This window comes from Nocardia sp. NPDC050697 (assembly GCF_040654395.1).
Taxonomy (GTDB): domain Bacteria; phylum Actinomycetota; class Actinomycetes; order Mycobacteriales; family Mycobacteriaceae; genus Nocardia.
In genome coordinates this window covers 145,954-161,494 of the sequence record NZ_JBFAHY010000013.1, presented here as the reverse complement: position 1 = coordinate 161,494, position 15,541 = coordinate 145,954, and the positions used below count along the sequence as shown (strand labels likewise).

Sequence of the window (15,541 nt, the reverse complement as noted above, 5' to 3'; positions counted from 1 at the left end):
CGGATCACGTTGAATCCGCAGCTGGCGTTGTATTTGTTCGGCACGCCGGGTCAGCAGCGGTTCGTGCCGCTGTGGGAGGAGCTGGCGCGGGGTGCGCTCGGCGCGTTGGTGTTGATCGATACGCGCCGGATCGACAAGGCCGATGAGGTGTTGTCGGTGCTGGAGGAGCGTGGGGTGCCGTACGCGGTGGGGATCAACGAGTTCGACGGGGCGCGCAGTTACCCGCTGGAGGAGGTCCGCGACGCACTCGACCTCGCACCGAACACCCCGCTGGTCCACCTCGACGCCCGTGATCGCGGCGCCTGTCTGCGCTCACTGATCACCCTCGTCGAATTCCTGTTCCACCGTCTGGAGTTTCAGCAATGAGCCAACCCGCAGGATGCCCGGTCCCGCACGGGTCGCCGTTCGACACCGAGGGGCCGCGGTACCCGCTCTGGTCCGAGGAGTTCGCCGCCGACCCGCACCGCGCGTACCGGGAGATGCGCGGGCGGTTCGGGTCGCTGGTGCCGGTGGAGCTCTCGCCCGGCGTCGCCGCCACGCTGGTGATCGGGTACCGCACCGCGGTCCAGATCCTCAACGACCCCGACCACTTCCCGGCCGACCCGCGGATGTGGCAGCGCGATGTGCCGAGCGACTGCCCGGTACTGCCCATGCTGGCGTGGCGGCCGAACGCGCTGCGCAGCGCGGGCGCCGAACACGCCAGGTACCGGGCCGCCAGCGTCGCCGCGCTCGCCGAGGTGGACATGCACGGCGCGCAGCGCGCCGTCGAGCGCATCGCCACCCCGCTGATCAACGGCTTCTGCGAAACCGGCGCGGCCGATCTGATCAGCCAGTACGCCTTCCCGCTGATCTTCGCGGTCGTCAACGAGCTGGTCGGCTGCCCGCCGGATATCGGCCAGACCATCGCCGAGGGGATGGCGCTGGTCTTCGATGTCGAGCACGCCGAGAAGGGCGCGGCGATGTTCACCGCGGGGCTGCACGAGCTCGTGCTGCTCAAGCGCAGGGAACCCGGGCCCGACATGGCATCCCGGGTGGTGCAGCACCAGGCCGGGTTCGATGACAACGAGGCCATCCAGCAGCTGCTGACGCTCTACGGCGCCGGCATCGAGCCGATGATGAACCTGATCGTGAACACGGTGCGGCTCATGCTCACCGACGAGCGGTTCGGCGGCAAGATGCTCGGCGGCAGCCTCTCCACCAGGGACGCGCTGGACGAGGTGCTCTTCACCGACCCGCCGCTGGCCAACTTCTGCATGACCTACCCGCGCCAGCCCATCCTCATCGACGACGTCTGGCTGCCCGCCAACCAGCCGGTGCTGATCAGCATGGCCGGCGCCAACAACGACCCGGCCATCGACGCGGGCCGCTACACCGACAACCGCTCGCACCTGGCCTGGAGCGCGGGCCCGCACGCCTGCCCGGCCCGCTCGGTGGCCTACCTGATCGTGCAGGACGCCATCGACCTGCTGCTCGACGCGCTGCCCGAGCTCTCGCTCGGCGTGCCGCCGAACGAGCTGGCCTGGCGGCCGGGGCCGTTCCACCGGGCGCTGGTCGCGCTCCCGGTCACCTTCCCGCCCTCCCCTCCGCTGCAGAGTTTCTGAGGAGCCCGACATGGCCCAGCCACCCCTCGTTCTCGATCCCACCGGCGCCGATATCCAGGGCGAGGGCGCGCGGATCCGCGCGCTCGGCCCGGTGACCAGGGTGCAGCTGCCCGGCGGGATCGCCGCCTGGTCGGTCACCGACGCGGCGCTGCTGAAGAGCCTGCTCATCGATCCGCGGGTCTCCAAGGACGCCAGGCAGCACTGGCCGCCGTTCATCGCGGGCGAGATCCCGGCGGACTGGCCGCTGCTGCCGTGGGTGGCGGTGACGAACATGCTCAGCGCCTACGGCAAGGAGCACCACCGGCTGCGCAAGCTGGTGGCGCCCGCCTTCACGCACCGCCGCACCGCCGCGCTGCGGCCGCAGATCCAGGCTATCGCCGACGAGCTGCTCGACGAGCTGGCGGCGGCGGACGGGGTGGTCGACCTGCGCGAGGGGTACGCCTACCCGCTTCCCATCCGGGTGATCAGCACCCTCATGGGGGTGCCGGAGCAGCTGCACGCCGGGCTGCGGGCCTGCGTCGACGGCTTCTTCGACACCTCGCTCCCGCCGGAGGCGGCGCAGGCCAACTACGCCGAGATGTACCGGCTGCTCGGCGAGCTGGTGGAGATCCGCCGCGCGGAGCCCGGCGACGACATGACCAGCCTGCTCATCACCTACCGGGACGCCGAGGACGGCGGCAGGCTGAACGAGCAGGAGCTGCTCGACACCCTGCTGCTGGTGATCGGCGCGGGGCACGAGACCACCGTCAACCTGCTCGATCAGGCCATGTACGCGCTGCTCACCCGGCCCGCCGAGCTGGAGCGGCTGCGGACGGGGGCGGTGCCGTGGAGCGACCTCATCGAGGAGTCGCTGCGGTACGAGGCGCCGCTGGCGCATCTGCCGCTGCGGTTCGCGGTGGAGGAGCTCGAGGTCGGTGGGGTGCGGATCGCGGCGGGTGACGCGATCCTCGCCAGTTACGCGGCGGCGAACCGGGATCCCGGGTTGCACGGGGACGACGCGGACCGGTTCGACCTCGGGCGGGCGACGAAGGAGCACCTGGCCTTCGGGTACGGGACGCACCACTGCCTCGGGGCGCCGCTGGCCCGGTTGGAGGCGGAGATCGCGCTGCCCGCCATCTTCGCGCGCTTCCCCGGCCTGCGGCTCGCGGTGCCGGAGGACGAGCTGGGGCGGGTGCCGAGCTTCATCTCCAATGGGCACAAGCGGTTGCCCGCGCTCCTGCGCTGATCGTCAGCCCCGAGGCCGGGCGACCACCCGGAAGTGTTTCAGCTCCGGATCGGCGGCGTCGGGGACGTTCATGCCGGAGTCGATGCCGGTGCGCAGGTACTCGATCACCGCCTCGTCCAGCCGCTCGCCGGGGACGACGGCGGGGATGCCGGGCGGATAGGGGGTGAGCTGCTCGGCGGCGATCCGCCCGGCCGCGCGCTCGGCCGGGACCGTCTCGACCTCGGCGAAGAAGGCGTCGCGCGGGGTGAGGACGGAGTCGAGCTGGAGATCGTCGGGGGAGGGGAGGCGGATCTCCGGCGGTTCGGGGTCGTCGAGCTGGCGCTGCCAGGCGGCGACGGCGTCGACCAGGAGGTCGACGGTGCCGTCGTCGTCGGCCATCGAGAGGGTGGCGAGGATGCGGCGGTGGTCGCTGAGCCCGATGTCGACGCGGCGGTTCTCGCGCAGCCAGTCGGCGGCGGCGTATCCGCTCGCCCCTGTCTCGGACACGTCGAGGAGTACCTGCAGGCGGTCCAGGTCGTGCGAGGCCTCGTCGCCGAGCAGGACGTCCTCCATGACCGCGATGCCGGGCAGCTCGGCCAGCCGGGCGCGGGCGTGCTTCGCGGTCGCCAGCGCGGCGCCGAGCAGTTCGTGGCCGCGCTCCACCATCTGCCGCCGCCAGCCGTCCAGCGCGGCGTAGACCATGACGTTCGGGCTGGTCGTCATGAGCAGGTCGGCGCAGGCGCTGAGGTGGGTGGGGTCGACCAGGTCGCCCTGGGCGTGGAAGACCGAGCCCTGCTCGAACCCGGCGCCCATCTTGTGCACGCTGACCACGCAGACGTCGGCGCCCACGTCCATGGCCCAGGTGGGCAGGTCGGGGTGGAAGGGCAGGTGCGCGCCCCACGCCTCGTCCACGACCAGCGGCTTGCCGCGCTCGTGGCACACCTCGGCGATGGCCTCGAGGTCGGCGCAGGTGCCGTACGGGCTCGGGCTCACGATCAGCGCGCCCGCGGCGTCCGGGTGCTCCGCCCACGCCCGGCGCACCTGCTCCGGCGAGGGCGGGTGCGAGAAGTGCCGCTCGGCGTCCCAGCGCGGGGAGATCCAGCGCGGCCGCACGCCGGAGAAGATCAACCCGGCCACGATCGACTTGTGCGCGTCCCGCGGCACCAGCAGCCCGCCGTCGTGCCCGGCCACCGCGAGCATGGCCGCCTTCACCGAGAGCGAGCTGCCGCAGGTGGAGAAGAACGCGGTCTCGGCGCCGACCGCGTCGGCCATCAGCTCCTCGGCGTCGGCCAGGTAGCGGCCACGGGCCAGCCGGTCGTCCAGGCCGCCGGAGGCGAGGACGTCGTCGCGGAACGGGTCGCGGCCGAGTACCGCGAGCACCCGTTCGTCGGCGCCCCTGCCCTGCCGGTGGCCGGGCGGGGTGAAGCCGTAGCGGCCGAGGTGGTGGTACTCGGCCAAGGCGTCGAGCAGGGGCGCGCGGGCGTGGTCCATGGTGCCGCCCTACCCGGGCTCGCGGGGGATACTCCGCAGCCGGTGCGGGGTTTTCCGCGGCGCCGCCACCCCGGAGGGTGACAAAACGATCTTTCCCGGCGAAAGTGAAGCGGGTGAACGACGACGAACTGGCCGCGTCCCTCGCCGCCGAAGCCGGCGAACTCCTGCTCGGCATCCGGGATCAGGGCGGGGCCGCGGGCGACCGGCAATCCAACGCGCTGCTGCTGGAGCGGCTGCGCGCGGCCCGCCCGGACGACGCGGTGCTCTCCGAGGAGGCGCCGGACGACGCGGCCCGGCTGCGGCACGAGCGGGTCTGGATCGTCGACCCGCTCGACGGCACCAGGGAGTACGGCGAGCGAGGGCGGGACGACTGGGCGGTGCACGTCGCGCTGGCGGTGGACGGGGTGGCCGCCATCGGCGCGGTGGCGCTGCCCGCGGCGGGGATCGTGCTGCACACCGGGGAGCCGCCGGTGCTCGCGCCCGCGGTGCCGGGGCCGATCCGGGTCGCGGTGTCGCGGAGCAGGCCGTCGACCCGGGTCACGGCGCTGATCGGCGCGGTCGCCGGGCGGCCGGTGCCGATGGGGTCGGCGGGGGCCAAGGCGATGGCGGTGGTGCGCGGTCAGGCCGATGTGTACGCGCACTCCGGCGGGCAGTACGAGTGGGATTCGTGCGCGCCGGTCGCGGTGGCCGCCGCGGCGGGGTTGCACGTCTCCCGGTTGGACGGCAGCCCGCTGCGCTACAACCGCCCCGACCCGTACCTCCCCGACCTGGTGATCTGCCGCCCGGAGCTGGCCGACCAGGTACTCACCGCGCTCGGTGCCCGCCGGGCGGGCTGATCAGGCACTCACCTCGACCGGCAGCGGCACCGCGCTGTACGGCGCGACCGGGCTGAGCCGCAGGACATTCGGCATCCGCCGGGTGAGCGCGCTCGGCCCGGCGAACCCGACCCGCCCGGTGCGCACCGCGTGCCCGATCGGCATCCGTCCCAGCCACACCTGGTACAGCCCGGCCACATCCGCGGTGATGGTGACGTCGACCTCGAACCCGGGGTCGGTGGTGCAGACCGAGGGCGCGCCGCGGTCGACCACGATCCAGAACCGCCGCACGTCGTCGGTGAAGCGCACCGCGAAGACGTGCCGGAAGCCGGGCAGCGGGGTGGTGTCCAGCCGGGTGTGCATCCACCAGACCAGCAGGTCGGCGTCGAGTTCGCTCGGGTCGGGTTCGCCGAAGGTGTGCTTGGCGCCCCATTCGCCGAGCCCGAAGAGCACCGGCTCGAGATCCGACCCCGCCTCGGTGAGCAGGTACCGCACTCCGGCCTTCTCGACCAGCCCCGCCTTCTCGAACTGCCGCAGCCGCTTGGCCAGCAGGCTCCGGGAGAGCCCGGGCAACCCGCGCGCCAGGTCGTTGAAGCGGGTGCTGCCGAGCAGCAGATCGCGCAGGATGAGCAGCGACCAGCGCTCGCCGAGCAGCTCGAGCGCGCGGGAGATCGGGCAGTACTGGCCGTAGCCTGCGGTCGGTTCGGGCATGGGTGGCACCTCGCGGAGGGGTCTTTTTCGTGTACCGGACGGGTCCATTTCCTGGACTATCCGGTTATCGCGGAGCTTTCTAACTTCGAAACATGACCACCATCGAAACCACCACCGTGAACTGGATCGACCGCGCGAAGGCGGTCGGCGAGACCCTGCTCCCCGGCGTCGCCGAGCGCGACCGCACCGGCGCGATCGCCCCCGCGGAGACCCTGCGCGACCTGGTCGGCGCCGGCGTCCCCGTCGAGTTCGGCGGCGGCGGCGCCACGCACGCCGAGGTCGGCGCGATCCTGCGCGAGCTCGGCAACCACGACCCCTCCACCGCGGTCGCCTTCGCCATGCACAGCCACCTGGTCGCCACCCAGGTGTGGCGGCACAACCACGGCGCCGACGCCTCCGGCGTGCTCACCAAGGTCGCGGACGGCGCGATCCTGGTGAGCACCGGCGCCTCGGACTGGGTGGAGTCGAGCGGCACCGCCGAGCGGGTCGACGGCGGGTACCTGGTCTCCGCCCGCAAGGCGCCCGCCAGCGGCTGCGAGATCGGCACCGTGCTGGTGACCAGCATCCGCTGGGACAGCGGACCGGAGGGGCCGCGGGTGCTGCACTGCGCGGTCCCGCTGAGCGCGCCCGGCGTCCGCATCGAGCGGACCTGGGACACCCTCGGGCTGCGCGCCACCGGCTCGCACACGGTGATCCTGGAGAAGGTCTTCGTCCCGGACGCCGCGGTCTCGCTCATCCGCCCGGCCGGCGCCTGGCCGCCACTGCTGAACACCGTGATCGGCGCCGCCATGCCGCTCATCACCGCCGCCTACCTCGGCATCGCCGACGGCGCGGTGCAGACGGCGCTGCGGATGGTCGCGGGCCGCACCGACCAGCACGTCCTGCAGCTCACCGGCGAGCTGATGAACGCCCACACCACCGCCGCCGACCTGGTCACCGCCATGTTCGCGGGCTCGGAGGACCTGCACTTCGACAACACCGACGCCTACGCCGCGCGCACCCTCGGCCGCAAGACCGTCGCCGCCGAGCAGCTCATCGCCACCGTGCGGCTGGCCATGGAGACGGTCGGCGGGGCCGGGTACTCGCGCGGCTGCGATATCGAGCGGCGCTACCGCGATGTGCACGGGATCCTCTTCCACCCGCTGCCCAGGGCCAAGCAGCTGCTGTTCAGCGGTCGGGTGGCGCTCGGGTACGGCCCGCTGGGCTGAAAACCGTTGCCGCGACCCCGATCACATAATTGGTATCGTGGATGCGAATTATCGTAGGGTCGAGCCGTGCAGCTCACCAGGTTCACCGATCTCGGCCTCCGCGTCGTCATGCGGCTCGCGGTCGCGCCGAGCGGGGAGCGCCCGGGCAGCAGGGAGATCGCCGACGAGCTGTCGGTGTCCTACGCGCACATCGCGAAGGTGATCACCCGGCTCGGTGAGCTCGGCATGGTGGACGCGCGGCGCGGCCGCGGCGGCGGGCTGGCCATCACCGAGCTGGGGCGCACCGCCTCGGTCGGCTGGCTGGCCCGCCGGCTCGAGGGCGAGGGCGAGGTGGTCGAGTGCGACGGGGCGAATCCGTGCCCGCTGCGCTCCGGCTGCCGGTTGCGGACGGCGCTGCGCGCTGCGCAGGAGGCCTTCTACGCCGCGCTGGACACCGTGACGGTCGGCGACCTCACCGGCGACCCGACGCGCGCCGTGCTGCTCGCACTCCCCGGGGTGCGGAGCACCCCGGACGCTCGAACGATCGGAGAATGACCATGCTCTCGGCCACCGCGACGGAGACCATCCGCGCCACCCTGCCCGCGGTCGGTGCCGCCATCGGCGACATCACCGCGCTCTTCTACCGCAGGATGTTCGAGGCGCACCCCGAGCTGGAGCGCGACCTCTTCAACCGGGGCAACCAGCGCCAGGGGCAGCAGCAGCAGGCGCTGGCCGGCGCCATCGCCGCCTTCGCCGCGCTGCAGCTGGAGCCGGACCCGGCGCGGGTCGAGCTGATCCTCTCCCGGATCGCGAACAAGCACGCCTCGCTCGGCATCGAGCCCGCGCAGTACGAGATCGTGCACACCTACCTGTTCCAAGCCATCGCCGAGGTGCTCGGTGCGGCCGTCACGCCGGAGGTCGCCGCCGCCTGGGACGAGGTGTACTGGCTGATGGCCGAGACGCTCATCGCCATGGAGGCCGAGCTGTACCGGGCTGCTGGGGTGGCGCCGGGCGCGGTGTGGCGGACGGTGCGGGTGCGCGAGCGGCGGTACGAGTCGGCGGACACCGTCTCCTTCGTGCTCACCGGCACCGAACTGCCGCCTTTCGCACCCGGTCAGTACCTTTCGGTCGCCGTGCGGCTGCCGGACGGCGCCAGGCAGATCCGGCAGTACAGCCTCTCCTCGGCGCCCGCCGCCGGGGACTGGCGGATCACCGTCAAGCGGGCGGGCGAGGTCTCGAATGCCCTCGTCGACACGATCTTCGAGGGTGACGAACTCCAGGTCACCACCCCCTTCGGCGACCTCGTGCTGCCGGGTGACGACGCCCCGCTGCTGCTCATCTCGGCCGGGATCGGTTGCACCCCCATGTTGGGGATGCTCGGCCACCTCGCCGAGACCGCCGACCCCCGCCCGGTCACGGTGCTGCACGCCGACCGCGCGCTGAGCAGCCACGCGCACCGCGCCGAACTCGCCGAGCTGGTCGAGCGGCTGCCCTTCGCGGTCATGCACCGCTGGTACGAGGATCTCGGCTCGCGCGCCCCCGGCGCCGGGCTCCGGGCGGGCCGCGCCGACCTCGGCGAGGTGACCGTCGCCGCGGGCACCCGCGCCTACCTCTGCGGCCCGCTGCCCTTCATGCTCGGCATGCGGAAGGCGTTGCTGGCGAAGGGTGTCGCGGCGGCCGACATCCACTACGAGGTCTTCGGCCCGGACAGCTGGGCGCCGGCCCCGGCCTGACCCCATCCGCCGGGGTGGCGCAGCATGAGCACCCCGATGGCGGCGACGGCGATCCCGCGCGGCGCCTCGTACAGGAACCCGGAGAAGCCCTGCACGGCCGGGATCGGCAGGAAGAACCCGGCCATGCCGGCCAGGGTGAGCACGGCGATCCAGCGCGGCACCGCGCGGTTGCGGAGCAGGCTCGCGCCGAGCAGCGCCATCCCTGCCAGCATGACCAGCCCGCCGATCTGGTTGAAGAGCACGAAGGCGGTGGAGTCGAGCATCTGGTCGTTGCCGGCGATGAGGTGCGCGGTGGCCGGGTCGGCGGCGAAGGGGTGCGCGACGAAGAGCTCGACGGTGAGGTGCCCGGTGGCGGTGACGATATTGCCGAGCAGGTAGCAGAGCAGGCCGGCGAAGCCGGCGGTGCCGATGTGCGGCCGCAGCCAGGCGTACATGCCGGGCAGCCCGAGGACGAGCAGCGCGGTGCCGATGCCGAGCAGGATCTGTGCGATCGGGGTGCCGGGGCTGGTGAGCGCCGCGACCGAGTGGCCCTTGCCCGCGACGATCGGGTGCAGCGTGCCGCCCGCGATGCAGAGCACGCCGCCGGAGGTCAGCGCGGCGCCGCTGAGGCGAAGTACAGTCGCGCGGGAGGGGCCCGCGGCGGTGGCCGGGGTGGGCTGGAGAACCGTAGAGGAAGTCATGGGGCAAGGGTCGACCGAGGCGCTGGTGCGCGGCTGGTCCGGCGCTGGCGCGCCCGCCGTCGCGGTGCTCGGCCCGCTCGCGGTGCGCGGGCCGGACGGCGCCGCGATCCCGATCCCGGCCCGCAAGCAGGCCGAGCTGCTGGTGATCCTGGCCGCCGAGCGCACCACCCGCGGCGCGGGGTACCTCTGCGAGCTGCTCTGGCGCGGGCACCCGCCGGAGAGCGCGACGGTGACGCTGCAGGGCTACGTGTCGCGGCTGCGCAAGGCGCTGCGCCCGGTCCCCGAGCTCGCCATCGAGACCGGCCCGAACGGCTACGCGCTGCGCTGCTCCGGCTCCGGCACCGACCTGGACCTGCTCGACCTGCTCACCCGCGACGCCAGGGCCGCGCACGCCGCGGGCGATGTCGGCGGCACCGTGCGGCTGCTGGAGCCCGCGCTCGCGCTGTGGCGCGGCGAACCGCTCGCCGACGTCGCCGATATCGCCGAACTGGCCCCGGAGCGCGCCCGGCTTAGCGAGCTGCGCGCCGAACTCACCGAACTGTGCGCGGAGGGGCTGCTGGTCCTCGGCCGCCCCGCGCAGGCCGTCACCCTGCTCACCGGCGGGCACGAGCAACACCCGCACCGGGAGGGCACCGCCCGGCTGCTCGCGCTCGCCCTGCGCGACTGCGGCCGCACCTCCGAGGCGCTCGACCTGCTGGTCCGGCTGCGCCGCGCGCTCCGCGACGACCTCGGCCTCGACCCCGCACCCGACACCGCCCGGGTGGAGCGCGAACTCCGCGCCCCCGCGCCGCCGCCGCGGGCGAGCACCGGCCGAGCCTCCGCCCCCGATTCACAGCCGCCCGGCCTGGTCGGCCGCGCCGAGGTCGCCGCGCTCCTCGATCGCGCGTGGGCGCGCACCGCGCACGGCCGCACCGTGGTGCTGGTCCGCGGCGAACCGGGCATCGGCAAGACCGCCGTGGTCACCGACGCGCTGCGCCGCCACGGCGACCGGGCCCTCGTCACCACCGGCAGCCCCGACCCGCTCGCCACCCTGACCCCCTGGCTGGACCAGGCGGCGCTGGCGGGGCGCGACGTCCCCGACACCCCGGCCGCGCGCCCGCTCGCCGCGCTGCTCGCCGAGATCGCCAGGGAGACCGGCCGCGCCGTCGCGGTCCTCGACGACGTGCAGCAGGCCGACGCCGCCTCGCTGCGCATCATCGCGGCCGTCGCCCGCGTGCTGCGCGCCCACCCGGTGCTCCTGATCCTCACCCAGCGCCCCGGCCCGCTCCCCGGCCCGCTCGGCGCACTGGGCGACATCACCACCGTCGACCTCCCCCCGCTCCCGGACGCCGCGGTCGCCGAGCTGGTCCGCGCCGCGCTACCCGATGCCGAACTGCACGAACGAATCGTGGCCACCGCCGCGGGCAGCCCCTTCATCGCCACCCAGCTCTGCGACCGCGCGCTGGCCGGACGCCCGCTGGACGCCGTCCCCGTCGACCTGCTCTCCCCCCGGGCCAGGGAGCTCGCCGAGCTCCTCGCACTCATCGGCCCGAGCGCACCCGTCGGCCTGTTCGCCGACATCCCCGAATTCGACGCCATCGCAGCCGAACTCGGGCAGACCCGAACGACCACGATCACCGACGGCACCATCGCCTTCACCCACGACCTCGTCCGCACGGCCGTGCTCGACACCATCGGCCCGCTCCGCGCGGCCCCGCTGCACGCCCGCATCGCCGACGCGCTGGCCGCTGGGCAGCCGGATGCCCTGGCCGCGCAGGCCCGCCACCGCTGCGCCGCCGCGCTCGACACCGGGGACGAGCGCGCCGCCGCGGCCTGCCTGGCCGCCGCCGCCCGCGCCCTGCGCGACCACGCCCCGGACGAATGCGCCGAGTTCGCCGAGCGCGGCCGCCCGCACGCGAGCCGCGCCACCGCGGTCGAACTCGACCTGCTCGCCGGGCAGGCCAACCACCGCCTCGGCCGCTTCGACGCCGCCGCCCGCTGCTTCGACCGCGCCGCGCGCCACGCCGACCCGCCCGCGCTCGCCCGGATCGCCCTGCGCGCCGCCCCGCACGGCGTCGCCGGCTACTTCTCCGGATACGGCGTGGTGCAGTCGGATTCGTCGGGGCTGCGTGCCAGGGCGCTCGCGCACCGGCTGGAACTCGACCCCGACGCGGTCGCCGAGGTGGAGGCCGTCGAGGCCACCGACCGCGCGGTGCACGGCCTCCCCGGCGACCTGGACGCGCTCGCCGAGGCCAAGGCGCGCAGCGCGCCCGGCAGCCGCTCCTGGCCGCAGGTGCTGCTCGCCGAGTTCGTCTGCACCTGGGAGCCGGGCACCCTCGCCGACCGCACCAAGCTCGCCGAGGAGCTGGCCGAGCTGGCCGGCGCCGACCACACCGCGCGGGCGACCGCGCTGCACCTGCGCCGCGTCTGCGCGCTGGAATCCGGTGACCTGCGGCTGGTGCGCAGGCTCTCGGCCGAGTTCACCCGGCTCGCCGCCGACGGCGGCACCGACCTGGCCGCCACCCAGCTGTGGTGGGACGTCATGCTCGCCGTGCTGCGCGGCGACTACGACCGCTCCCGCGCGCTCATGGCGCGCTTCGCCGCCGACCTCGGCCCGGTCGACGAGCGGGCCCGCCTGCTCGCCGAGGCCTCCCTGCTCACCAGCGGCTCCATCGAGCTGTGGCATCGCGGCAGGCTCGGCGAGGTGCTCGCCGAGGCCGACCGCATGGCCACCGACTTCGACGAGGATTTCGCGCTGGTCGTCGCCATGGCCGCCGCCGAGACCGGGGACCGGGAGCGCGCGCTGGCCGCCATCGAGTCGGTGCTCGCGGTGCCGGGCCGCTGGCACGGGCCCCGGGTCGCCGTCCGGGTGCCGCTGCTCGCCGAGGCGCTGCTCGCGCTCGGCCGCACCGCGCCCGAGCTGCGCGAGCGGGTGCGCGGCTACGCCGCCGGGCTGGAGCCGCTCACCCGGGGCTGGGGCGCGGCGGCGATCGTGCAGTGGCCGGGGCTGGTCTGCCTCGGGCCGTCCGGGCTGTACAGCGGCACGCTCCGCGGCATCCTCGGGCTGCCCGGCGCGCACGAGGAGGTGGCGGCGGCCCAGCAGCGCTCGCGCGAACTCGGCGCGCACCCCTACGAACGCCGCGCGGCCGAGCGCCGCACCGGCTGGCCGTTCACTCCCGATTGAGCCTGCGGGTCGGCTGCCGCGGCACCGCGCCGGGGTCGGGGGCGTTGTAGGCGGCGCCGAGCAGCAGCGCGAAGTGCGTGATCCAGACCCAGACCAGCAGCACCACGGCCGCCGCCAGCGAGCCGTACAGCCGGCTGTAGGAGCCGAAATGCTCCACGTACAGGGTGAATCCGGCGGAGGCGGTGAGCCACACGGTGAGCGCGAGCAGGCTGCCGCGGGCCAGCCGCCGGTAGCGGGTGCCCTGGCCGTGCAGCACCAGCCGGTACAGCAGCACCACCAGGAAGGTCATCACCGCGAGCAGCAGCGGCCACTTCAGGATCGGCCACGCCGCCGCGGTCTCCTCGCCGAGCCCGAACCGCTCGCCGATCCCGTTCGCCATCTCGCCGGTGGTCACCACCGCGACCAGGCAGCAGGCGAGCAGCGGGAACGCCACCGCCGCCAGCAGCGCGCGCAGCAGGATCGTGCGCGGGCCCGGATGATCGCCGACGATCCCGTACATGGACTGGATCGCCTGCACCAGCGCACCCAGGTACCTGGTCAGGATCCACAGCGTCACCGGCAGCCCGACCAGGATCAGCGGCGCCGAGAGCGCCGACCCGCGCAGCTCCCCGAGCGTGTCGATGAGCAGCTGCGCACCCGGGCCGGGGCCGAGCGTGCGGAACTCGTCCACCAGCGGATCGGTGACCGCCGGGTTCAGCGCGCCCACGATCGCCAGCATGGTGGTGAGCACCGGCAGCGCCGCGAGCACCGCGTAGAAGGTGAGCGTGGCGGCGTGGTCGGCGAGGGTGTCCTCGAAGATCAGGTCGAAGAGGTACCGGGCCAGCTGCCCGCGCGAGCGCCGCGCCGGCGGCACGACGCCGTCCAGCGGTGGGGCGAGCGGTGCTCGCGGAGCGACGGTCACGGATTCCCCCTTGTCCGGTCCGGGAATACCCGGGATGGCGCTGGTCAACCGGTCAGTGATGGGTCCAGTCCGGCTGCGCGAAGTGGGCGACCCTCGACTCGGCGGGCGTGCGGCCGAGCAGCACGACCTCGCGGAACTGGAAGAGCAGCGCGCCGGTGGGGGCGTGGATGGTCATGCCGGGGCCGAAGCGCATCTGCAGCATCCGGATCCCGCCCGCCGGTGCGGGAGCGGCGGTGAGCGGGCGCCCGCCGGGAACGGCCTCCGCGGGGGAGACCCAGTGCGGGACGTCCGGCTCGGCCAGCCTGCGCAGCCCGACCCGGTGCACCGAGTGCACCTCGTCCGGGGCCGGGCGCAGCTCGGTGAGGTCGCGCAGCGCGACGACGAACGGGGTGATGGCGAAGCCGGAGGCGGCGGGGAAATCGTCGAGCGCGCCGATGACGTCGCTCTCCTCGGCGCGGAGCCCGAGCTCCTCGTGCAGCTCGCGCAGCGCCGCCGCGCGCGGCGTCTCGTCCGGCTCCAGCCGCCCGCCCGGCAGCGCCCACTGCCCGGCATTGCGGCCCCGATAGGCGCGCCGGATCAGCAGCACCGAGAGCGGCCCCTCCGGGTCGGCCGCCACGCAGAGCGCCACCGCGGCGCGGCGCAGCCCGGGCGCGTCCGGCACCGCCGCGCGCTCGAACCCGTCCAGCCGGGCGTGCGCGAGCGCGCGGAATTCGGTGGTGCTCGCCGGGATGGGGTCTTGGCTCATGCCCTCGATAGTGCCGTACCGGCCTGCGTCCGGCGCGGGGTCACCCGCTCGGTGGTCGTGCGGGGTGGGCCGCGCGCCAGGTGGCGGTCCGGCCGTCGCGCCGCCGGATGGTGGCCCGGCCGTCAGTGGTCGACGCGGGGGCAGCCGTGCGGCCGGGCGGCGGCCCGATCCCGCCACAGCCCGAGGATGTCCGAGCGGAACGGCCCCGCGGGCGCGGCGGGCCTGCGCCCCGCCACGTGCGCGGCGAGCGCCGCCAGCCTGCGGGCCGCCCGCGCCGACCAGCCGTGCGCCAGGCTCCAGGCGTAGATCTGCTCGCGGGTGCCGCGATGACCGCCCTCGTGCGCGATCACCAGCAGCGCCACCGCATCGCGCCGGGCCTGCAACCCGGCCAGCGTGCCGGACGGGTTCACCAGCCCGCTCAGCGTGGTGAGCGCCTCGGCGATCACCGGATCGAGCGGGGCCGGGCACTCCGGCGGCGCCGTGGAACCGAGCAGGTGCGGGTGCGCGGACTCCGCCCACACCCCGACCTCGGTGAGATCGTCCGGCACCACGCAGAGCCCGCGGGTGCGCGGATCGGCGGCGATCGCCGCCAGCTGCTCGGCCCGCGGCCAGGCCGCCAGCACCACGCCGCCGCGCCAGTTCGGGTCCGGCGCGGTGGCGACCGGCAGCCCGGCGTCCGCCACGAACGCGCGCAGCCACGCGCTGCCGCGCACCCGGTTCTCGTCGGCCACGAACACCAGCGGAATTCCCCCCGATTCGTGCGAGGCGTGCAGTACCCAGGCGATGGCGTCCGCCACCACCGAATCCTTTCCCGGCGCGGTGATGGCGACCGGATAGGGCCGCCGAATATCTTCATGCACCCGGGCATCCTCACACCGTTTCCGATGGACGTGCATACCGCGTGGTCGGCATTGGCGAGAAACGCCACTCCGCATAGCGAAGCCGAATGAGACCCCAGCCGCCGATGATTAACTCGACCATTCTGTCCGGGACAGTTTCCTGCGGCTGCGCAGTAACCGTTACGCGACTGGAATGTCCGATTCGCCGGTGCTGCCCGGCGGTCGCCCCGCGGCGGTGTTACCACTGGGTAAGGGGTGATCGAGCGGGCCGCCGCGTCTGGGATGGAAGGTCTCGGTCGCGTTGCCCGATCGTGACTTTCCGTGACTGTTCCCGTCCATCTCGCCCGATCGCCGGGGCATTGCTACGCTGCTGTCGCGGAGGGAAACCGCCCGGTTTCTTACTGCTCAAGCTTTCTGCGGGATCACGAGTGAAAGGTATCGCTCCGCTCTTCGGATGAATTCGACCGAACG

At 74.0% G+C, this 15,541-nt stretch carries 14 protein-coding genes; 8 read left to right on the top strand and 6 right to left on the bottom strand.

The window, feature by feature from the left end; genetic code table 11:
• The 3 genes from AB0H71_RS32430 to AB0H71_RS32420 form a co-directional block, all read left to right on the top strand.
• A partial coding sequence (locus AB0H71_RS32430) for an ATP/GTP-binding protein (protein ID WP_357028832.1) occupies positions 1–366 on the top strand: 366 nt, incomplete at its 5' end.
• Positions 363–1,601 carry a cytochrome P450 gene (locus tag AB0H71_RS32425; RefSeq protein WP_357028829.1) on the top strand — a complete coding sequence of 413 codons (1,239 nt, stop codon included), beginning with the start codon at positions 363–365 and terminating at the stop codon, positions 1,599–1,601. The genes AB0H71_RS32430 and AB0H71_RS32425, both read left to right, overlap by 4 nt.
• A gap of 10 nt (positions 1,602–1,611) precedes the next feature.
• The gene (locus tag AB0H71_RS32420) at positions 1,612–2,826 is read left to right on the top strand and encodes a cytochrome P450 (protein WP_357028826.1); all 1,215 of its coding nucleotides are present in this window, start codon (positions 1,612–1,614) and stop codon (positions 2,824–2,826) included.
• Between the two features lie 3 nt (positions 2,827–2,829).
• On the opposite strand, the gene AB0H71_RS32415 is transcribed toward AB0H71_RS32420, so the two are convergent.
• Complete coding sequence (locus AB0H71_RS32415) at positions 2,830–4,296, bottom strand: ornithine decarboxylase (protein WP_357028823.1); 1,467 nt, start codon at positions 4,294–4,296, stop codon at positions 2,830–2,832.
• A gap of 113 nt (positions 4,297–4,409) precedes the next feature.
• Between AB0H71_RS32415 and AB0H71_RS32410 the strand changes: the two genes are divergently transcribed.
• On the top strand, positions 4,410–5,132 hold the full coding sequence (locus AB0H71_RS32410) for a 3'(2'),5'-bisphosphate nucleotidase CysQ (protein WP_357028820.1): 723 nt from the start codon (positions 4,410–4,412) through the stop codon (positions 5,130–5,132).
• On the opposite strand, the gene AB0H71_RS32405 is transcribed toward AB0H71_RS32410, so the two are convergent.
• Positions 5,133–5,822, bottom strand: a complete 690-nt coding sequence (locus AB0H71_RS32405; RefSeq protein WP_357028817.1) for a winged helix-turn-helix transcriptional regulator — start codon at positions 5,820–5,822, stop codon at positions 5,133–5,135.
• 92 nt (positions 5,823–5,914) lie between these two features.
• Here AB0H71_RS32405 and AB0H71_RS32400 point away from each other — a divergent pair, with 92 nt between their 5' ends.
• From AB0H71_RS32400 to AB0H71_RS32390, 3 genes are all read left to right on the top strand, one after another.
• Positions 5,915–7,030 (top strand): acyl-CoA dehydrogenase family protein, encoded by a 1,116-nt coding sequence (locus tag AB0H71_RS32400; RefSeq protein WP_357028814.1) that lies wholly within the window; start codon positions 5,915–5,917, stop codon positions 7,028–7,030.
• A gap of 66 nt (positions 7,031–7,096) precedes the next feature.
• Complete coding sequence (locus AB0H71_RS32395; protein WP_357028811.1) at positions 7,097–7,564, top strand: Rrf2 family transcriptional regulator; 468 nt, start codon at positions 7,097–7,099, stop codon at positions 7,562–7,564.
• Between the two features lie 2 nt (positions 7,565–7,566).
• Positions 7,567–8,742 (top strand): globin domain-containing protein, encoded by a 1,176-nt coding sequence (locus AB0H71_RS32390; protein WP_357028865.1) that lies wholly within the window; start codon positions 7,567–7,569, stop codon positions 8,740–8,742.
• On the opposite strand, the gene AB0H71_RS32385 is transcribed toward AB0H71_RS32390, so the two are convergent.
• The gene (locus AB0H71_RS32385) at positions 8,697–9,422 is read right to left on the bottom strand and encodes a hypothetical protein (RefSeq protein WP_357028808.1); all 726 of its coding nucleotides are present in this window, start codon (positions 9,420–9,422) and stop codon (positions 8,697–8,699) included. The genes AB0H71_RS32390 and AB0H71_RS32385 overlap by 46 nt on opposite strands.
• Here AB0H71_RS32385 and AB0H71_RS32380 point away from each other — a divergent pair.
• Positions 9,421–12,585, top strand: a complete 3,165-nt coding sequence (locus tag AB0H71_RS32380; RefSeq protein ID WP_357028805.1) for a BTAD domain-containing putative transcriptional regulator — start codon at positions 9,421–9,423, stop codon at positions 12,583–12,585. The two genes, AB0H71_RS32385 and AB0H71_RS32380, sit on opposite strands and share 2 nt — an antisense overlap.
• On the opposite strand, the gene AB0H71_RS32375 is transcribed toward AB0H71_RS32380, so the two are convergent.
• The 3 genes from AB0H71_RS32375 to AB0H71_RS32365 form a co-directional block, all read right to left on the bottom strand.
• Positions 12,572–13,486, bottom strand: a complete 915-nt coding sequence (locus AB0H71_RS32375) for a YihY/virulence factor BrkB family protein (protein ID WP_357028802.1) — start codon at positions 13,484–13,486, stop codon at positions 12,572–12,574. The genes AB0H71_RS32380 and AB0H71_RS32375 overlap by 14 nt on opposite strands.
• A 52-nt stretch (positions 13,487–13,538) precedes the next feature.
• A complete protein-coding gene (locus tag AB0H71_RS32370; RefSeq protein WP_357028799.1) occupies positions 13,539–14,231 on the bottom strand; it encodes a CoA pyrophosphatase in 693 nt (230 codons plus the stop codon).
• A 122-nt stretch (positions 14,232–14,353) separates the two neighbouring features.
• Positions 14,354–15,091: a hypothetical protein gene (locus AB0H71_RS32365; protein ID WP_357028796.1), complete on the bottom strand. Its 738-nt coding sequence runs from the start codon at positions 15,089–15,091 to the stop codon at positions 14,354–14,356.
• Positions 15,092–15,541 lie beyond the last annotated feature (450 nt).